This is a genomic window from Pseudomonas sp. GW821-FHT07B01 (assembly GCF_059419065.1).
Genome location: NZ_JBWKRA010000005.1, coordinates 104,491 through 124,441 on the forward strand (window position 1 = coordinate 104,491; position 19,951 = coordinate 124,441).

Annotated in this window: 15 protein-coding genes; 9 read left to right on the forward strand and 6 right to left on the reverse strand. The window is 61.0% G+C overall.

What is annotated here, in order from left to right:
- Window positions 1–11 precede the first annotated feature (11 nt).
- From AC07S6_RS07805 to AC07S6_RS07825, 5 genes are all read left to right on the forward strand, one after another.
- Window positions 12–1,178, forward strand: a complete 1,167-nt coding sequence (locus AC07S6_RS07805) for an efflux RND transporter periplasmic adaptor subunit (RefSeq protein WP_495112015.1) — start codon at window positions 12–14, stop codon at window positions 1,176–1,178.
- Window positions 1,175–4,351 (forward strand): efflux RND transporter permease subunit, encoded by a 3,177-nt coding sequence (locus AC07S6_RS07810; RefSeq protein ID WP_495112016.1) that lies wholly within the window; start codon window positions 1,175–1,177, stop codon window positions 4,349–4,351. Before AC07S6_RS07805 ends, AC07S6_RS07810 begins: the two co-directional genes overlap by 4 nt.
- Complete coding sequence (locus AC07S6_RS07815) at window positions 4,348–5,799, forward strand: efflux transporter outer membrane subunit (protein WP_495112017.1); 1,452 nt, start codon at window positions 4,348–4,350, stop codon at window positions 5,797–5,799. Before AC07S6_RS07810 ends, AC07S6_RS07815 begins: the two co-directional genes overlap by 4 nt.
- 474 nt (window positions 5,800–6,273) lie before the next feature.
- Entirely contained in the window at window positions 6,274–7,380 is a 1,107-nt protein-coding gene (zapE, locus tag AC07S6_RS07820) for a cell division protein ZapE (protein WP_495112018.1), read from the forward strand.
- 165 nt (window positions 7,381–7,545) lie between these two features.
- A complete protein-coding gene (locus AC07S6_RS07825; protein ID WP_495112019.1) occupies window positions 7,546–8,037 on the forward strand; it encodes a GNAT family N-acetyltransferase in 492 nt (163 codons plus the stop codon).
- 100 nt (window positions 8,038–8,137) lie between these two features.
- Here AC07S6_RS07825 and AC07S6_RS07830 read toward each other — a convergent pair whose 3' ends face one another.
- From AC07S6_RS07830 to AC07S6_RS07845, 4 genes are all read right to left on the reverse strand, one after another.
- Window positions 8,138–8,350, reverse strand: a complete 213-nt coding sequence (locus tag AC07S6_RS07830; RefSeq protein ID WP_116665680.1) for a hypothetical protein — start codon at window positions 8,348–8,350, stop codon at window positions 8,138–8,140.
- A 140-nt stretch (window positions 8,351–8,490) separates the two neighbouring features.
- Window positions 8,491–10,728 carry a TonB-dependent siderophore receptor gene (locus AC07S6_RS07835; RefSeq protein ID WP_495112020.1) on the reverse strand — a complete coding sequence of 746 codons (2,238 nt, stop codon included), beginning with the start codon at window positions 10,726–10,728 and terminating at the stop codon, window positions 8,491–8,493.
- Window positions 10,729–10,856: 128 nt separating this feature from the next.
- Complete coding sequence (locus AC07S6_RS07840) at window positions 10,857–12,599, reverse strand: phosphoethanolamine transferase CptA (protein ID WP_032892095.1); 1,743 nt, start codon at window positions 12,597–12,599, stop codon at window positions 10,857–10,859.
- Window positions 12,600–12,756: 157 nt separating this feature from the next.
- Entirely contained in the window at window positions 12,757–12,933 is a 177-nt protein-coding gene (locus tag AC07S6_RS07845) for a DUF6026 family protein (protein WP_198834001.1), read from the reverse strand.
- A gap of 259 nt (window positions 12,934–13,192) precedes the next feature.
- On the opposite strand from AC07S6_RS07845, the gene gnd reads away from it, so the two are divergent.
- Genes gnd through AC07S6_RS07860 form a run of 3 tightly spaced genes read left to right on the forward strand, consistent with a single transcriptional unit; the run spans window position 13,193 to window position 16,517 of the window.
- On the forward strand, window positions 13,193–14,176 hold the full coding sequence (gene gnd / locus AC07S6_RS07850; protein WP_019817573.1) for a phosphogluconate dehydrogenase (NAD(+)-dependent, decarboxylating): 984 nt from the start codon (window positions 13,193–13,195) through the stop codon (window positions 14,174–14,176).
- Entirely contained in the window at window positions 14,173–15,696 is a 1,524-nt protein-coding gene (gene zwf, locus AC07S6_RS07855; protein ID WP_495112021.1) for a glucose-6-phosphate dehydrogenase, read from the forward strand. The genes gnd and zwf overlap by 4 nt, the downstream gene beginning before the upstream one ends.
- Window positions 15,693–16,517 carry an HAD family hydrolase gene (locus tag AC07S6_RS07860; protein ID WP_495112022.1) on the forward strand — a complete coding sequence of 275 codons (825 nt, stop codon included), beginning with the start codon at window positions 15,693–15,695 and terminating at the stop codon, window positions 16,515–16,517. The genes zwf and AC07S6_RS07860 overlap by 4 nt, the downstream gene beginning before the upstream one ends.
- Before the next feature lie 67 nt (window positions 16,518–16,584).
- Here the strand turns inward: AC07S6_RS07860 and AC07S6_RS07865 are convergent, their stop codons facing one another.
- The gene (locus tag AC07S6_RS07865) at window positions 16,585–16,845 is read right to left on the reverse strand and encodes a hypothetical protein (protein WP_197883448.1); all 261 of its coding nucleotides are present in this window, start codon (window positions 16,843–16,845) and stop codon (window positions 16,585–16,587) included.
- 344 nt (window positions 16,846–17,189) lie between these two features.
- Between AC07S6_RS07865 and AC07S6_RS07870 the strand changes: the two genes are divergently transcribed.
- Window positions 17,190–18,512 carry a sigma-54 dependent transcriptional regulator gene (locus tag AC07S6_RS07870; RefSeq protein WP_495112023.1) on the forward strand — a complete coding sequence of 441 codons (1,323 nt, stop codon included), beginning with the start codon at window positions 17,190–17,192 and terminating at the stop codon, window positions 18,510–18,512.
- 94 nt (window positions 18,513–18,606) lie between these two features.
- On the opposite strand, the gene fapF is transcribed toward AC07S6_RS07870, so the two are convergent.
- Window positions 18,607–19,914 carry a fibril amyloid transporter FapF gene (fapF, locus tag AC07S6_RS07875; RefSeq protein ID WP_495112024.1) on the reverse strand — a complete coding sequence of 436 codons (1,308 nt, stop codon included), beginning with the start codon at window positions 19,912–19,914 and terminating at the stop codon, window positions 18,607–18,609.
- Between the last annotated feature and the right edge of the window lie 37 nt (window positions 19,915–19,951).

Sequence of the window (19,951 nt, forward strand, 5' to 3'; positions counted from 1 at the left end):
GAGGGTGAACGATGTACACCAAACCAGTAAGCCTCATTACCGGTGCGTTGGCCGTAGCATTGATGCTCGGCGGATGCTCAGACAATTCACCGCCAGCCGCGGCCGCCAAGCCCCCTGGCGTGCCGGTAGCCCAGGTGGTGGCGCGTGCGGTGACGCCGTTTGTGGAGTACACCGGTTCGTTGACCGCCATCGACCAGGTTCAATTGCGCCCGCGAGTCAGTGGCTATCTGCAAAGTGTCAGCGTGCCTGAAGGGCAGTTCGTGGCCAAGGGCAGTCCATTGTTTGTGATCGATCCGCGTATGTTCCAGGCGGCAGTGAACGCAGCCAAGGCACGTCTGCGCGAGGCCGAGGCCAATGCGTTGCTGGCCCAGGCCGAGCATGGCCGTGCCGAGCAGTTATATGCCAAGAAGGTGGTGGCACGTGATCGTCTCGACACCGCCGTTGCTTCGCTGAACGCCGGCAGAGCGCAGGTGGAGGGCGCCAGGGCTGCGCTGGACAAGGCCCAACTGGACCTGAGTTACACCCGCGTCACCGCACCTATCAGCGGGCGTATCGACCGCGCCCTGGTGACGGAAGGCAACTATGTCACCCGTGGGGAAACAGCGCTGACCACGATTGTTTCCATCGACCCCTTGCATGTGTATTTCGATGTGGATGAACGCACCTACCTGCATTCGTTGGCAGCGACGCGGCAACACGCCGGGTCCAAGGGCGACCAAGCCGCCAAGGTCATGGTGGCGATGCTCAACGACACCACCTATGCACGGGCCGGTCGCGTGGATTTTCTGGCCAACTCGGCTGACCGCAAGACTGGCACGGTGCGCGTGCGTGCGGTAGTGGAGAACCCGGATGGGCGCTTGACGCCGGGGCTGTTCGCCAAGGTCAAGCTGGATACCGGCGCGGCGCAACCCCGGGTGTTGATTGCCGACCAATCCATCGGCACCGACCAGGGCCGTCGCTATGTGCTGGTAGTCGGTGAAGGTGATAAAACCGAATACCGCCCGGTGGAACTGGGCCCAGTGGTCGACGGCCTGCGGGTCATCGAACAGGGGCTGCAACCGGGCGAGCGCATTGTCGTCAAAGGGCTGGTGCGCCCCGGCATGCAGGTGACACCGCTGGCTGCCAGTATTGAGGGCAAGCCGCTTGAGGCTCCGCTGGCGGTGGGGGGCGTGCAATGAACTTCCCACGCTTTTTCATTGACCGACCGATCTTCGCCATTGTCCTCTCGGTGTTGATGATGATCGGCGGCATCGTGGCCTTCTTCCATCTACCGTTGAGCGAATATCCCGCCGTCACGCCGCCCACGGTGCAAGTGACGGCGTCGTATCCGGGGGCCAACCCGCAGGTAATTGCCGAGACGGTGGCGGCGCCGCTGGAACAGGTGATCACCGGGGTGGAAGGCATGCTTTACATGACCTCGCAGTCGGCCACCGATGGCCGCATGATCCTGACCGCGACCTTCTCCCAGGGCACCAACGCGGACATGGCGCAGATCCAGGTGCAGAACCGTGTTTCGCGAGCTTTGCCGCGCTTGCCCGAAGAGGTGCAGCGCCTGGGCGTGGTCACGCAGAAGACCTCGCCGGACATCCTCATGGTGGTCCACCTGCTGTCCCCCGACCAACGTTATGATCCGCTCTATATCTCCAACTATGCCTACCTGCAGGTGCGCGATGAGTTGTCGCGCCTGCCGGGGATCAACGATGTGCTGGTGTGGGGCGCGGGTGAATACAGCATGCGCCTGTGGCTCGACCCGGACCTGATCGCCGCCCGTGGCTTGACCGCCGGTGATGTGATTGCTGCCGTGCGCGAGCAGAACGTGCAAGTGGCCGCCGGCTCGGTCGGCCAGGCGCCGGACTCTACTGCGGCGTTCCAAGTCACGGTCAATACCCTCGGGCGCCTGACGGACGAAGAGCAGTTCGGCGATATCATCATCCGCACCGGCGATAACGGCCAGGTCACGCGCCTGCGTGATGTGGCCCGTATCGAGATGGGCGCCGATGCCTACGCGCTGCGCAGCCTGTTGGACGGCGAGCCGGCGGTGGCCTTGCAGATCATCCAGAGCCCAGGGGCCAATGCCCTCGATGTGGCGCAGTCGGTGCGCGAGACCATGCAGCGTCTGCAAACCAACTTCCCCGAGGGGCTGGTGTCGCGGATTGCCTATGACCCCACCGTGTTTGTGCGCGCTTCGCTGGAGTCGGTGGCCATCACGCTGATGGAAGCGATCCTGCTGGTGGTGATCGTGGTGGTGGTGTTCCTGCGCAACTGGCGTGCGTCGCTGATTCCTTTGATGGCCGTGCCGGTGTCGATCATTGGCACCTTTGCGGTCATGCACCTGATGGGCTTTTCCCTCAATACCTTGTCGCTGTTTGGCCTGGTGCTGTCGATTGGCATCGTGGTCGACGATGCAATCGTGGTGGTGGAGAACGTCGAGCGGCATATCGAGAACGGCGAGGAGCCGATGCAGGCTGCGCGACGGGCGATGGGCGAGGTCACCGGCCCTATCATTGCGATCACCTCGGTGCTGGCGGCCGTGTTCATTCCCACCGCGTTTCTCAGTGGCCTGCAAGGCGAGTTCTATCGGCAATTTGCGCTGACCATCGCGATTTCCACTATCCTCTCGGCGGTCAACTCGTTGACCCTCAGCCCGGCGCTGGCCGGCCTGTTGCTGCGGCCACGGCATGCGGCCTTGGTGCATGACCCGCGCAGCCTGCGTGGTCGCGCCACGCGGCTGCTTGAGGTGCTGGGCCGGCCGTTTCAGCGAGCGCCACAAGCCTATGGCAATACCGTGCGCAAGGTCGTCGGCCGTCGCGGCGTGGCGCTGTTGGCCTACGGCGGTTTGCTCGCGTTGACCTGGTTCGGCTTCAACGCGGTACCGGCCGGCTTCGTGCCGATGCAAGACAAATACTACCTGGTCGGCATCGCCCAACTGCCGAACGCGGCCTCGTTGGAGCGTACCGATGCGGTGGTGCGGCAAATGTCGAAAATCGCCCTGGATGAGCCGGGGGTCGAGAGCGTCGTGGCGTTCCCGGGGCTGTCGGTCAACGGCTTCGTCAACGTCCCGAATGCGGCGGTGATGTTCGTGATGCTTGATCCGTTCAAAGAACGCACCTCGCCGGATATGACAGCGGTCGCCATCGCCGGGCGCCTGCAAGCCAAGTTCGCGAGCATCCCCGACGGCTTCCTCGGGGTGTTCCCACCGCCGCCGGTACCGGGGCTCGGGGTCACCGGGGGCTTCAAGCTGCAGGTCGAGGACCGTGGCGGCGTCGGGCTGGAGGCGCTGGTGCAGCAGACTCAGGTACTGATGACCAAAGCCACTGAGTCAGGCCAGGTGGCCGGACTGATGACCAGCCTGGACGTCAATGCGCCGCAACTGAATGTCGACATCGACCGCACCCAGGTCAAGAGCCAGGGCGTGCGCCTGGCGGATGTGTTCGAGTCGCTGCAGGTCTATCTGGGGTCGCTGTACGTCAACGACTTCAACCGGTTTGGCCGCACCTACAAAGTCACGGCCCAGGCCGACGCGGACCATCGCATGCAGGCCGAAGCCATTGGCCGCCTGCAGGTGCGCAATGCCGCCGGGGACATGCTGCCGTTATCAGCGTTTGTCACGGTCACGCCGAGCTCCGGGCCTGACCGGGTGATTCACTACAACGGCTATCCCTCGGCGGATATCTCTGGCGGCGCGATGCCAGGGGTCAGCTCCGGGCAGGCGGTTGCGCTCATGGAGCGCCTGGCCCAGGAGGTACTGCCCGAGGGCGTGACCTATGAATGGACAGACCTGACCTACCAGCAAAAGCTCGCCGGCTCATCGGCCCTGTTTATTTTCCCGCTGTGTGTGCTGCTGGCTTATCTGATCCTTGCCGCGCAGTACAACAGTTGGCTGCTGCCGTTGGCGGTGTTGCTGATCGTGCCCATGTGCCTGCTCAGCGCAATCCTCGGCGTGTGGCTGGTGGAGGGCGACAACAACGTGTTCGTGCAGATCGGGTTGGTGGTGCTGGTGGGCTTGGCGGCGAAGAACGCCATCCTGATCGTCGAGTTTGCCCGCAGCCTCGAAGCCGAAGGCGCCAGCCCATTGGAAGCGGTGATCCACGCCTGTCAATTGCGCCTGCGCCCGATCCTGATGACGTCCCTGGCGTTTATCGCCGGCGTAGTCCCGCTGGTATTTGCCAGTGGCGCCGGCGCCGAGATGCGCCATGCCATGGGGGTTGCGGTGTTTGCCGGGATGTTGGGCGTGACGCTGTTCGGCCTGTTCCTGACGCCCGTGTTCTATGTGGTGATGCGCAGCCTGGCGCTGCGCGTGCAGCGTCAGGGGGCGAGTCCGACGGTGCAGCTAAAGGAGAGCGCATCATGAAACAGGCGTATCCAGCTTTTCTGTTGTCGTTGACCCTGCTGGCCGGTTGCGGCTCGGTTGGGCCTGATTACTCCGCGCCGGTGCTGCCTGCTGCGCAGCGGGCGACGAGCTTCGGCGCGCCCATCGCCGGGCTTGGTCCGGGCGAGGTCGAAGTGCAGTGGTGGCAAGTGTTCGACGAGCCGGCATTGAGCCAATTGATCCAACAGGCACTGGCTGCCAACCACGACATCGGCATCGCCGTCGCACGCCTGGACGAAGCCAAGGCGCTGTTGCGCGAAAGCCGCCAAGGGTTCCTGCCCAGCGGCGGCGCTGCCCTGGGCTACGAGCACCGCCAGCGTAGCGAGGTAGAGACCCCGTTCGGCGAGCAGCGCTCTATTGAAACCACCCGCGCGGCGGTGGATGCAGCCTGGGAAATCGACTTGTTTGGGCGCGTGCGTCGCTCGGTGGAGGCGGCCCAGGCCCAGGCGGGGTCGCGTCAGGCATTGCTGCGCAGCGTGCAAGCGAGCGTCGCGGCGACGGTCGCGGCAACCTGGTTCGAGTTACAAGGGATCGAAGCCGAACAGGCGGTGGTCGCGGATATCAGCCAGAGTCAGCGCGACAGCCTGGGCCTGGTGGGGCAGATGGTCAGCGTCGGCGCCGCCACCGAATTCGACCGGCTGCGGGCCGAGGCCTTGTTGCGCAATGTCGAGGCGGTAGCGCCTGACCTGGAGCGACGTCGCGCCAAGTCAACCAACGCGCTGGCGGTGCTGCTGGGGCAAGCGCCCCAGGGGTTCAAGCCACCGCTGGCCCGGCCTGGGCGTGAAACCTTGAACCTGCGCACGTTGCAGGTGGGAGACCCGGCCGGCTTGTTGGCGCGCCGCGCCGATATTGCCACGGCCGAACGCACGCTGGCGGCTGCGACCGCGCAGATTGGCGTGGAAACCGCTGGCTTGTATCCGGACATCCAGGTGCAGGGCTCTATCGGTTTACTGGCCGGAAGTCTCAGCGCCCTGGGCGATGCGGGCATGCAGTCGAACTTTATCGCGCCGGTGATTCGCTGGTCGTTGCTGGACACCGGGCGCGTACGAGCGCGGATTGCCGCCAGCGAAGCACGTACCCAAGCCGCGTTGATCGCCTATGACCAGACCGTGTTGCGGGCCCTGCAGGAAACCGATGATGCGTTCCAGGCTAACCGTGCGGCCGGCAACGCTCTGGGCTTGCGGCTGTTGGAGGCGGCGGCCAACCGTGAGGCAGCCAGCTTTGCGCGCGAGCGGTTTGCGCAAGGCGAGGGCGTGTACCTGGATGTGCTTGAGGCCGAACGCGCGGACTTCACCAGCCGCCGGGCATTGACGGCGGCGCGCACGGAACAGCGCTTGGCGGTGGTGGGGATCTATAAGGCGCTGGGTGGTGGGTGGGAGGTCTGTGAGCAGGCGGGGCAGGCGTGCCAGGGGGCCACGGTGTTGCGCTAGCGTGGACCTGTGGGAGCTGGCTTGCCTGCGAAGGCGGCCCGCCAGCCGACGCCTATCTACCCGACACCCCAACGATCCAACTGTGGGAGCTGGCTTGCCTGCGATAGCGGCCTGACAGTCGTTACAGTTATACCGAGTACATATCCATTCCTGCGGTAACGGCCACTTAGGGTTCCGCTTTTACAGCGGCTCACTTTTGAAAAGCGCAAAAGTAAGCAAAACGCTCTTGCCCCACCACTCGGCACCTCGCTTGGGCTCCGTGTGCCCGTAATCCGCCAGTGATTTGGGCCAGCGTGGTTTGACAGGGCGCCTTAGATCAAGATCACAAGCAGAGCAAGAGCAAGAGCAAGAGCAAGAGCAAGAGCAAGATCAAGAGCAAGAGCAAGATCAAGAGCGGCTCGCTTCGCATCGTGGTTACCGTTGGCAGGCAAGATTTCGCGCCTCTACAGCTCTGCGTCCGTCATACTGGCAAGCATGACTTTCGACTCGCCTCTCGCCGCTTATCAACATGCCATCGCCCAACCAGGTTTCGTCGCCGACGACGCCCAGCGCCGGGCGGTACAAGCCTTGCAAGCCTGTCACGAGGCCTTGCATCAAGGGCGTTCGTCGATTGCCGGCGTTTACCTCTGGGGGCCGGTGGGGCGTGGCAAGACCTGGTTGATGGACCAGTTCTACCAAAGCCTGCGCGTGCCTGCGCGGCGTCAGCATTTCCACCACTTCATGGCCTGGGTCCACCAGCGTTTATTCCAGCTCACGGGCACCCAGGACCCCTTGCAGGTGTTGGCCAGGGAGCTGAGCCAGGCGGTGCGTGTGCTGTGCTTCGATGAGCTGTTTGTGAATGACATCGGGGACGCGATCATTCTCGGTCGCCTGTTCCAAGTGATGTTCGAGGAGGGTGTGGTGATGGTGTGCACGTCCAACCAGCCGCCCGACCAGCTGTATGCCGATGGCTTCAACCGTGAGCGTTTCCTGCCGGGCATCGATGCGCTCAAGCAGCATATGCAGGTGGTGGCCGTGGACGGTGGCGAGGATCATCGCTTGCATCCCGGCGTGGGCATGCAGCGTTATTGGGTGAATCAACCCGAGGCACTGGCGGCGGTGTTCCGACAGTTGAGCCAAGGCCAAGCCGTGAACAGTGTGGCGGTAAGCGTAGGGTACCGCACCATCATGACGGTGCAGGCCAGTGACACCGTGCTTTGGTGTCGCTATGCCGACCTGTGTGAGCAGCCCCTGGCCGCGATGGATTTCATGCTGTTATGTGATCGCTTCCACGCCATTCTGCTGGGAGACGTCCCCAACCTCAGTGCACAGAAACGCCCGGGCCGGATTGCCCGTGGCACCGAAGACGGTGCCGAGCGCGTGGTGGCCGGGGATCGAGAGTTGCCACAGTTGTCGGTGCATGACGACAGCGTACGGCGTTTTATCGCGTTAGTGGACGAATGCTACGACCGCAAAGTGCCACTCTTTATCGACGCCGCGGTGCCGTTGCACAGCCTGTACACCGAAGGCTACCTGGAGTTTCCTTTCCGCCGCACCCTGAGCCGTCTGCAAGAGATGCAACTGGAACGCTTCGCCACCTAGGAAAAATCGCCGCTCCAAAGCTCTTTGCACGCTTTGATGCGCGCAACCTTCGCATTTTCTGTCAGCGATTTGTCGCTTATCTCCTTCATCTACTGCCGACTCCACGCTTACAATCGCAGCTCTCAAAGGGAAACGATTCCCTGGTTGTCGCTATCGAGGAAGGAAATGGACACCCCAGACATCCTGGTGCTGCAAGCCAGCTATACCAACGCCGTGCACGCCGACGCCATTGGCCTGTTGCTCAACCATTACGCTGAAGATCCGATGGGCGGCGGCCACAGCCTGCCAGCCGATCTCTTGCAGCAGTTGCCAGCCGAACTGGCCAAGCGCCCACACGCGTTCAGTGTGCTGGCGTTCGTCGGGGGGGAGCCAGCGGGATTGGTCAATTGTTTCGAGGGCTTTTCGACCTTCGCCTGCCGGCCCTTGGTCAATGTCCATGATGTGGTGGTGAAAGAGCAGTTTCGGGGGGTGGGGTTGAGTCAGAAGATGCTGCAAAAGGTCGAGGAAATCGCCCGGCAGCGCGGTTGCTGCAAGATTACCCTCGAAGTGCTGGAAGGCAATACTCGGGCGCAGGCGGCGTACCGCAAGTTCGGTTTTGACGACTCAGTGTTTGATCCGGCCCATGGGCGGATGTTGTTCTGGAATAAATCGTTGTAATAAATAACCGGCAAAAAAAGGCGCCATTAAATGGCGCCCAATAAACCTTTGCCAACGGAGCAGAATGGCGCAGGGTGCTACGGATTAAGTAAGCATTAACTCAGCTGTTCGGTTGCGCCTGATCAACCGTGTCGGCCTTGACCGACTTGCCATCGGCGCTGGCAACTTGTTGCTCAGCCTTGCCGTGGGTTTTTTCCTGAATGAAGCTGAAGTTGTTGTAGAACTCCTTGGAGCGCTCTGCGCCGCCCTCTGCAAAGGCAGCGGCAGAGGTCAGGGTCATCAGGCTGGCCAGCATCAAGGTCGAGAGTTTCATAGTGGTATCCCCATTAAAGTGATAGGTGTCTGGTCGCTTCGTGATCAGATCATGGAGCGACTATGGCGTTATCTTATTAAGTGGGAATTAACGGGAGATGCCGTTGAAGTTAACAGTTTTGTTAACTTCAACGTGCGAGGCTATAACTTCCAATCCAACGCCAGCGTGACGGAACGCGGCTCACCCCAATACACGCCGTTATAAAAACCAACGCGCTCGTAATATTTCTTATCAAAGAGATTAATCACGTTGACCGACGCAGAAACCTGTTCGTCGAACTGGTAGCGCGACATCAGATTGACCACGGTGTAGCCCTGTTGCGTGATTTTCGCCCGGGTGGTTATTGGCCGGCCTTCGCTGTTGCGCTGCCCGGTCGGGCGGTTGCTGAAGTCGTAGGTTTCGCTCTGCCAGTTCACGGCGCCGCCGACCGTCAGTTTGCGCCAGGCGCCGGGCAGGCGGTAGGCGCTGGAGATCTTCACCAGGTTCAAGGGTTGGCTGGTGTTGTTGCGTTTGTCAGAGCCATTGACCGAATGGGTGTAGGTGTAGCCGGCGGACAGGTTCCAGTCCGGCATGATTTCACCGGCGGCTTCCAGTTCGAAGCCGTTGACCTTATTACCTTTGCCGCCGGATTTGTAGTACTCCTCGCCCGTGACCGGGTTGGGCGGGACTGAGTCATCCCGCTCGGCGACGTTGTCCTGGGTACTCCAGAAGTACGCGGCGGCCAGGTTCAAACGCTCGTTCAGCACACTGCCCTTGAGGCCCACTTCGTAGTTGCTGCCGACCACGGGCTCCAGGTACTTCTTGTTGGCATCACGGTAGTCCTGGGGTTTGAAAATGTCGGTATAGCTGGCGTAGACGGTGTACTGCGGCGTGATGTCGTAGAGCAGGCCGGCGTAGGGCGTCCACATATCATTGTGGGTCTGGCTGGTTTTGCCCGAAGCGGTCAGTTGGTCGTTGGCATCGTATTTGGGCTCTGCGCTTTCCAGCTCCCAACTGCCGTAACGGCTGCCCAGTACGGCGTGCAAGCGGTCTGTGAGGCTCAGCCTTGTGGCCAGGTAACCGGCTTTCTGTTGTTTCTTGCTGTGCTCGCCCTTCAGGTCGGTCACCTGGTCGGTGAACTTGCCGATGCCGCCCATGTGCTTCCAGTCCTGAATGGGGTAGTAGCTGGCTGGCAGGTCGCTGCGCATGAAGGGCGAGACATCCCGTTGGGCGGCTTCGCCATAGCCCATCATCAGCGCGTGTTCGCGGCCCAGCAGCGTGTAGCTGCCGGCCAGGTTGAGGTCGATGGCCTCCATGCGCGAAGTGCCGCGCATATGGCTGGCCCAAGCCGTCATGCCGCTGCGGTCGGGGTTGGGGAAACCGGCGCCGCCGTAATACACCTTGCCATCGGTGTCGCTCTGGCGATGGGTATAGGCGGCCTTCAGGTGCCAGTCGCCGCCGAGCCGATGGTCGAGGGTGGCGAAGGTGGTCTTGTCGGTCAGCGGCCAGGAACTCCAGTGCGCCGCCATGTTGGTGGAGCGGGGCAGCCTGGCCTTGCCGCCCTGGCTGTTCCAGTAGGGCACGGTCCCCCAAGACGTGCCTTGCACCTGTTTGTCCTGGTAATCAAAGCCTGCGGCCAGCACGGTATCGTCGGAAAGGTCAGCCTCGAGAATGCCGTAGCCCACTGCCCGCTGCAGCCCATAGTTGTCACGAAAAGACTTGCTGTCGCGGTAAGCCAGCACGCTACGCCCGCGCAGTTTGCCGTCGAACGCCAGCGGGCCGCCCACGTCAACGTAGCTGTAGTAGTTGTCATGGCTGGCGCCACTGATGCCGGTCTTGGCCTGCCACTGGGCGGTAGGGCGCTTGCGCACCATGTTGACGGTGGCCGAAGGGTCGCCTGCGCCCGTGGTCAGGCCCGTCGCGCCGCGCACTACCTCGATGCGGTCGTAGATGATGGTGTCGGCGTCGGTCTTCATGTAGCCGAAAGTGTTGAGCATCCCGTCAACCTGGAAGTTGCTGATGCCATAGCCTCGGGCGGAGTAGTAGACACGATCGGAGTCGTAATGCTGAACGTTGACGCCCGTGGTCTGGCGCAACACATCCGTCAGGGTATTGAGATTGAAGTCGTCCATCTGCTGGCGTGTGATCACCGAGATCGATTGCGGGGTTTCCTTGACGGAGAGGTTCAGCCGCGTGGCGGTGCTCATCGAACCAGTAGTGTAGGCGCCGGTGTGCTCGGTGGTGGCGCCCAGGCCGTCGGCGCTGATGGTGGTCGCGCCCAGTTCCAGGGCTTTGGCGGGGGCTGTATCGGGGTCGGTGTCGGCCCGCGAATCCGGGCTCAGCGCCAGGCTGAACAGGCCGAGGGTGAAGGTCATGGAACGGGTGAAGGGCGCAAACATCGCTGCAGACTCCTTGTCGTCTTTGATACCTCCCCAGGCGGGGAGGGCTTGGTTCAAAGACGAAAGGAACTGCGGAACTTTAGGCTCAAACGAGAATGATTGTTATCTTTCTGTTACAAGGCCCTGGCTTACTTCGCCACCACTTCGGCGCCGTCGGCCTTCTTGGGCTTGATCAGGCTGAAGTCGATCAGCGCCTTCTGCTTGGTCTCGTAAGGGTTGCCGATCAACAGGGGGCGTGGCTTGAAGCTGTCGCTTACCAGGCTCTTGCTGTGGTCCAGCTCATCGAAACTCAAGCCTGCCATGTCGGCCCAGGTGTGGATCAACTGCGAACTGCTGTAAGGCCGTTGCAAGTCGCCGGCGAAGCTCCAGTCGTGGCTTTCACGCCATTTTGGCGAGGCGTAGGCCATGAACGGGATGGTGTACATCGGTGCGGTCGGCTTGCCTTCGTTACGGCCCAAGGTGTCGTGGCCGGCGGAGTCGAACACGTCTTCGCCGTGATCCGACAGGTACAGCAAAAAGCCGTTGGGGTCGGTCTTGGCGTAGTCCTTGATCAGGCTGGAGACCACAAAGTCGTTGTACAGCACCGCGTTGTCATAGCTGTTGTAGGTCGGCAACTGCGCATCGCTGACACCCGCCGGCACGCCCTGGCGGTCGGTGAACTTGTCGAAGGTCTGCGGGTAGCGGTACTGGTAGCTCATGTGGGTGCCCAGCAGGTGCACCACGATGAACTTGCGTTCGGCGGTATCGGCCAGGGCCTTGGAAAACGGCGCCAATACATCGCCGTCGTACTGACGGGCGTTCTGGTTGCGGTTGTTGTTGAGGTACACCTGCTCGTCGGCCTGTTCGGAAAAGGTCGTGAGCATGGTGTTGCGTTTGGTCATGGTCTGCTGGTTGGTGATCCAGAAGGTCTTGTAGCCAGCCTGTTTCATCACGCTGACAATCGACGGTGTCTTGAGGTACAGGTCTGGGTTTTCTTCGTCAGCGAAGGTCAGCACCTGTTGCAGCGCTTCAATGGTGTAGGGGCGCGGGGTGATGACGTTATCGAACACGGCCAGTTGGTCGCGCAGCTTGTCCAGCTCCGGCGTGGTGTTGCGCGGGTAGCCGTAGAGGCTCATGCGCTGGCGGTTGGTCGACTCGCCGATGACCAAGACAAGTGTGGACGGCTGGCCGGCCATGCTGTCCTTGAGGTTGTTCAAGGGCGGGATCTTGCTTGCACTGGTGAGCATGCCTTGCATGTTGTCCAACTGCTCGGTGTAGCGACGATAGGCGACGATCATCTGCCAAGGCACGGCAGGCTCGATGCGGGTTTCGAAACGATCGATGGCCAATTCCATGGTTTCGCTGGTGGCGATCTGTTTGACCAGTGGGTAGCCCACCACCGCCAGGACGATGGCAATGGCTGCCACGATCGACTGACCGCGCGGCAGGTACACCGGGCGCAAGCGCGTCCACAGGAAGATGGCGAAGGCGGTGTGGGCAATGAACGCCAGCACGATCCACCAGGCAAAGTATTGGGTGGCGTATTCGCCGGCTTCAGAGATGTTCGACTCGAACATGATGAAGATGACGCTCTGGGAGAATTCCTGCTGATAAATGAAGAAATAACCCAGGCTCGCCATGGAGCAAGCCCACAGCACCACGCCGATCAAGGCCGCGAGCAGGCGCGTACGACGCGGGAACAGCAGCATCGGCGCCAGCCACAGCGCACTCATGAAGAAGGCCTGGCGGAAGCCACTGAAGCCGGAGGTGCCGGTCAGTTGGATAAGAAGTTGGGTAATACCCGAGAAATACCAGAAAAACAGGAATAACCAGCCAAGGCCGGCCCAATCAAAGCCTTTCGCAGTCGTCGTGCTGCGTTTGAACATCGCCATCCAGCGCCCCATCAGAAAAAGATTGTCGCGCACAGGCGCGCAACATCGGGCCGCCCAGGAAGTGAGCGGCATCGCGGAACGGGAGTATCAAGAGGGGAATGTGAAAACTTTGTGAGTTTTCTGTAGGTATTGCCTTACAACGCGTTCGGCCAAGACTTCAGCACAGGACTGGCTTGGCATCTGACGGTTGATCGAGCTGGGCTTGAAGGTGCAAGCGCAGGCGCAGGACTTCCTGTTGCAACTGATCGCGCTCGTCTTTCAACTGGCGCAGTTCATCGCGACGGAGGGTGACGTAGAGGGTCTGTGGCGGACGGGTCATCTGTGCTGTGCTCATTGCTTACCTCGCAAATAGCCGGTAGATCGCGGTGCCAAAACAGGTTTTTGGCAACAGTCGGAAGCAAGTTTGAATTCTTTTTCGCAGCAAGGGAACTTTTTTATTTTTGGTGGTCGTGTGACTTTTACCGGGGTGATGGTGAAACGATGGCAACTTTTTTGTCATGAAACTACACGGATCCGCTCTGGACTAACCCTCATTAGCCTCATTGCGCTATAAACTATGTCACACATTTTTTAGAAGTTAGGAGCATCAGCACATGCAACTGGGGATTATCGGACTAGGCCGCATGGGCGGTAACATTGCGCGGCGCCTGATGCTCAATGGGCATACCACCGTTGTATACGACCGTAACGAAGCCTTCGTCAAAGCCTTGAGCGAGGAGGGCGCCACCGGCGTCGCCGACTTGAAAGCGCTGGTGGCCGGCCTGCAAAAGCCCCGTGCTGTCTGGGTCATGTTGCCGGCGGGCGCGCCCACCGAAGACACCATCAACGCACTGAGCGAACTGCTGGAAGACGGCGATGTGATCATCGACGGCGGCAACACCAACTACAAGGACGACGTGCGTCGCGGCAAAGCCCTGGCTGAAAAGGGCCTGCACTATGTAGACGTGGGCACCTCGGGCGGCGTCTGGGGCCTGGAACGTGGCTACTGCATGATGATCGGTGGTGACACCGAGACCGTGAATCGCCTCGACCCGATCTTCAAAAGCCTGGCGCCGGGCCTGGGTAACATCCCGCGCACCAAGGACCGTTCGGCCTCTGCCGACCCACGTGCCGAGCAGGGCTACATTCACGCCGGCCCAGCGGGTTCGGGGCACTTCGTCAAGATGATCCACAACGGCATCGAGTACGGGATGATGCAGGCGTTTGCCGAAGGTTTTGACATCCTCAAGACCAAGAACTCGGAAAACCTGCCGGAAGACCAGCGCTTTGACCTCAACGTCGGCGACATCGCCGAAGTCTGGCGTCGTGGCAGCGTGGTGTCGTCCTGGCTGTTGGACCTGACCGCCGACGCCCTGGCCACCGACCCCAAACTTGACGGCTACTCGGGCTCCGTGGCCGACAGCGGTGAAGGCCGTTGGACCATCGAAGCAGCCATGGAGCAGGCGGTGCCGGTTCCGGTGTTGTCGACCTCGCTGTTCGCGCGTTTCCGTTCCCGCCAGCAGAGCACCTACGGTGACAAAATGCTGTCTGCCATGCGCTTCGGCTTTGGCGGCCATGTGGAGACTTCCAAAAAATGACCGCCAACGGCAAGAAACCCAAGGCCGAACCTGCTCCACCCACCACATTGTTTCTGTTTGGCGCCCATGGCGACCTGGTCAAGCGCCTGCTCATGCCGGCGCTGTACAACCTGAGCCGCGATGGGTTGCTGGGCGATGGCCTGCGTATTGTCGGCGTTGATCACAACGCCATCAGCGACGCGGACTTTGCCAAGAAACTCGAGGACTTCATTCGTACCGAAGCCTCCAGCAAGGTCAGGGGCAATGCCGAGAACGCCCTCGACCCCGCGTTGTGGGCACAATTGGCCAAGGGCATCAGCTACGTCGAGGGCGATTTCCTCGACGACAGCACCTATGCCGATATCGCCAGCAAGATCGCTGACAGCGGCACCGCCAATGCGGTGTTCTACCTGGCCACCGCTCCGCGCTTTTTCAGTGAAGTGGTGCAGCGCCTGGGCAGCGCTGGCTTGTTGAATGAAACCGACGATGGCTTTCGGCGCGTGGTGATCGAGAAGCCGTTCGGCTCCGACCTGGCCACCGCTGAGGCGCTCAACGCCTGCCTGCTCAAGGTGATGAGCGAGAAGCAGATCTACCGCATCGACCATTACCTGGGCAAGGAGACGGTGCAGAACATCCTGGTCAGCCGCTTCTCCAACGTGCTGTTCGAAGCGTTCTGGAACAACCACTACATCGATCACGTGCAAATTACTGCCGCTGAAACCGTCGGCGTTGAAACCCGGGGCAACTTCTTCGAGAAGACCGGCACACTGCGGGACATGGTGCCCAACCATCTGTTCCAACTGCTGGCAATGGTCGCCATGGAGCCGCCGGCAGCCTTTGGTGCCGACGCGGTTAGGGGTGAGAAGGCCAAAGTGGTCGGTGCGATCCGCCCCTGGTCGCTGGAAGATGCGCGGGCCAACTCCGTGCGCGGCCAATACACCGCCGGAGAAATCGCCGGCAAGCCATTGCCCGGCTATCGCGAAGAAGTCAACGTCGCGCCGGACAGCAGCACCGAGACGTTCGTCGCGCTCAAAGTGATGATTGATAACTGGCGTTGGGTCGGTGTGCCGTTTTACTTGCGTACCGGCAAGCGCATGAGCATCCGCGACACCGAGATCGTGATCTGCTTCAAGCAGGCGCCTTATGCACAATTTCGCGATACCGAAGTCGATGAACTCAAGCCCACTTACCTGAAAATCCAGATCCAGCCTAACGAAGGCATGTGGTTCGACCTGTTGGCCAAGCAGCCTGGGCCGACCCTGGAGATGGCCAATATCGAATTGGGCTTTGACTACAAGGACTTCTTCGAGATGCAGCCGTCGACGGGTTACGAAACCCTGATCTACGACTGCATGACCGGCGATCAGACCCTGTTCCAGCGCGCCGACAACATCGAGAACGGTTGGCGTGCGGTGCAGCCGTTCCTGGATGCGTGGAAGGAAGATGATGGTATCCAGGCCTACAAGGCCGGTGAAGATGGCCCAGCGGCGGCCGATGCCTTGCTGGCCCGCGATGGCCGCGCCTGGCATAGCCTCGGATGAGTGACGTGACGATTCAACCCATCCGGTTTGTCCTCAGCGATGTGGACGGGACGCTATTGCATCCCGACCACAGCCTCAGCCAACGCACCGCCGATGCCATTCGCGCCATGCGCGAGGCTGGGGTGATTTTCAGCCTGGCCAGCGGGCGTCCGCCCAAGGCCATGCGGCATTTGATCGAGACCTTTGGCATCGATGTGCCGGTGGCTGGCTTTAATGGCGGTACGTTGGTCAACCCGGATGGCAGCATCCTGGTTGCGCATCATCTGCCGGCGGAAGCTGCACTCATCACCCTGGCGCTGTTTTCCGCCGAGCCGGACGTGGAAGTCTGGGTGTTTGCCGATGGCGACTGGCTGCGCCGTGATCCGCCCGGGCCCATGGTGCAGCGCGAAGCCGATGGCTTGGGCTATGGGCCGGTAGTGGTGGAAAGTTTCGAGCCTTACCTGGACAGGGTCGACAAGATCGTCGCCGCCAGCAACAACACCCAGTTGTTGGTGGAGCTGGAAGCGCAATTGCAGCCGAAAGTGCAGGGGTTGGCCCAGGTGTCGCGTTCGCAGCCGGTGTATCTGGACGTGACCGCGATGCTGGCCAACAAAGGCGAAGCCTTGAAAACCCTGGCCGAGCACCTGGGCGTGCCGCTTGCACACACGGCTGCGATTGGCGACGGTGGCAATGACCCGGCGATGTTTCATGTGGCGGGGTTGTCGATTGCCATGGGCCAGGCCGAAGAAACCGTCAAGCGCCAGGCCAATGTGGTCACCGGCAGCAATGTCGAAGACGGCGCTGCCGAGGCGTTCGAACGGTTTATTCTCGCGGCACGCTAAGTAACTGACGTTTTAGTGCGCAACTTCCAGCCGATGTTTGGCGTTGGCTGGAAGTTGCCGCATTGCATTACTTCGGCATTGCCCAGGACTGCAACTGGTGGCCATCTTTATCGAGCTCGGCGCGGGCCTGTAACAACAGGTTTTCAAGTTGGGCCGGGTCGGTATAGGCAGTCGACGGCAACTGTTTGCTGCCGATGCGGGTGTTGGTGCGGTCGATGACGCTCAGGCTGAGGGCGCCAACGCCATCGTGCCAGGCCACGCATTGAAAAGGCTGGAAGGCACGGTCTGCAATCAAAAGAGCTTCGTTGATGCGCAGCGGAGCGTTCATTTGGGTCTTCTCTCTGTATGCCCATTCAAGTGAGTACCGGCGGTTGGGCTGACCGTGCGGTGGGTTACTTGTACTGATGCACGATGGTGGCGTGCGGGTCACATGCTAGGGCAAGAAAATTTAACTTTTCCTGATTGACGTCATGTAAGCGGCTGTTTTGAAAGCGCCATAAGCGTTTCACTGACGAGCAACTTTCGGCGTGCTACGAAACAGGCATGGCTTTTTGCCCGCACTTATAGCGAAAGGGTACAAGGAAAGCGTCAAGATCTTGCTAGGGTTACCAACAGTCGACACAAACTGTTGTTTCTAAATAACTTTAACAATATTGGCGCCAAGGAACAGTCATGGTTGCGACACCCGCCCAACGCCGCTTACTGGTGGTCGACCCCTGTGACGATTGCCACGGGTTATTACCCGGTTTACGCACCGCCGGCTGGGAAGTGGACAGCTGTGCCTTGGAGGCGGTGGGGGAGCGCTCCTGCGATGTGGGCCTGCTGCGTTTGCAACGCGATCACCTGGAACGCCCTGAAGCAGTCAAGGAGTTGATTGGTCGCAGCGGCACCGAGTGGATCGCCGTGCTCAGCCAGGATGTACTGCGTTTGCAGAACGTCGGCGATTTTGTCTGCGAATGGTTTTTCGACTTTCATACCTTGCCCTTCGATGTGTCCCGGGTGCAGGTGACCCTGGGCCGTGCGTTCGGCATGGCGCGCCTGCGTGGCAAGGGTTACGCGCCGGTGGATGAGCCCCACGAGTTGCTGGGCGAGAGCCGCCCCATTCGTGAGCTGCGCAAATTGTTGTCCAAGTTGGCGCCTACTGAGTCCCCGGTGTTGATCCGCGGTGACAGCGGTACGGGCAAAGAGTTAGTGGCCAAGACTTTGCACCGCCAATCCCAGCGGCACGCCAAGCCGTTTGTCGCGATCAATTGCGGCGCCATTCCTGAACACTTGATCCAGTCCGAGTTGTTCGGCCACGAAAAAGGCGCGTTCACCGGCGCCCACCAGCGCAAGATCGGACGTATTGAAGCGGCCAACGGCGGCACCCTGTTCCTCGATGAAATCGGCGATCTGCCGATGGAGTTGCAAGCCAATTTGTTGCGCTTTCTTCAGGAAAAACACATCGAACGCGTTGGCGGCAGCCAGCCGATCCCGGTGGATGTACGTGTGTTGGCTGCCACCCACGTCAACCTCGAGGCCGCGGTGGAGAAGGGCGCTTTTCGTGAAGACCTGTATTACCGCCTGAATGTGCTGCAAGTAGTCACCGCGCCGTTGCGCGAACGCCATGGCGACGTGGCGATGCTGGCCAACCACTTTTCACGTTTCTACAGCCAGGAAACCGGACGGCGCCCGCGCAGTTTCAGCGAAGAGGCCTTGGTGGCGATGGGGCAACACCCGTGGCCGGGCAATGTGCGTGAACTGGCCAACCGCGTGCGGCGTGGCCTGGTACTGGCCGAAGGGCGGCAGATCGAAGCGGCTGACCTGGGGCTGCAAGACCAGCAAGTCATGTCGGCGCCGATGGCGACACTGGAAGACTACAAGCACCGCGCCGAACGCCAGGCGCTGTGCGATGTGCTCAACCGGCACAGCGACAACCTCAGTGTCGCGGCCCGTGTACTGGGGATTTCCCGGCCGACGTTCTACCGGTTGCTGCACAAACACCAGATCCGCTAGGGCGGGTAAACCCAAAGTGGGAGCTGGCTTGCCTGCGAAGGCGGGAGTGCAGTCACCGATGCAGCAACTGACACACCGCCCGCAGGCAAACCAATCAGAAGTAATACGGGAATTTCAGGCTGAACGTAAAGTCCGGCGCATCATCGGTCATCCCAATCGCCAGGTTCGGCACGATGGTCAGGTTATCCGAGGCGGCAATCGTCATGCCCACGTTGAAATAGCCGGCGTTGGCATCGCTGGACACCACTGATTGCCAGTCGCCGCCATCGGGCTTGAGCTTGCTCTTGCGCTGCACCAGGTCGGAAACCGAGAACGACATGCTCATCTTCTCGTTCAAGGCAAAGGCGACGCCGACCCCGAATTGGAAGCTGTCGCCCAGGCGTACCTTGCCTCCTACCTTCTGATTGACTTCGCTGCTGATGTCATCGAAAGAATCTTCAAAGTTGTGGGTGTACGACAACGAACCGAACAGCACGGCCGGGTCGAAGGTCTTGACCAGGGAGATGCCCGGCGTGACCGACCAGACCCCGTTGCCCGTAGGCAGGCTTTCGGGCACGTAGAGGTTGTCGTTGTTAGGTTGCTTGACCAGTTTGATGCCGAAGGGCTCTTTGCCCGTCGGGGCCTTGACGCGCACCGACACCACCGCATCGGGCAAGGTCGGGGTTTCGTCGAGGAACTTGTAAGCCACGCCAAAATTGACATCGCCGATGGTCGGGTCACGGGTCACGGAACCTTCGGAGGTGGCGGTGGCGTCGTTGCCAGCGCCGCCCGACTGGTAGGTGGACTCGCGGTACACCACCGGCACGTTCAGGTCGAACTGCCAGCGGTTGTCGACGTTGTAGCGCCCGGTAAGGTCCAGGGTCCAACTGTCGGACTTGATCCGGTCCAGGTTGATGTTGCCGAGGAAAATCGAGTCCAGCGCCAGGAAACCATTGAGCGTCAACTGGCGCGCGTCATAACGGGCATAGGTGATGCCGGTTTCCACGCTGAACTTGCCATTACCGAAAAAGCCGCTGGCTTCGTTGTACAGGTTGCTCACACTTTGCGCAGGGGCCGAGTCGTCCTTGAGGGACTGGCCGTAGGAGCTGCCACCCCCGCCAGCGCCACCGGATGCCGCGGCTGCGCCCGTACCGCTAGCCGCGACAGTGTTAGCGCCGTTCTTGAAGTCAGCCGGTGATTTGGCCAGGCGCCTGGGGGCGGGCGTTGCCGGTTGGTCCTCGACCTGGCGCACACGTTGCTCCAGCACGGCCAAGGCTTTTTGCTGCACGTCGTAGCGTTGCTTGAGTTCCAGCAGTTCCTTCTTCAGGGTTTCGATGTCAGCGTCTGGCGCGGCATACAGCACGGATGCGGGCAAGAGCGTACTCAAACAAACCACCGCACGTAGCGATAACGATCGATGCATGAAATAAGCCGTCCTTTTCTAATGCGAAAGTGTCGAG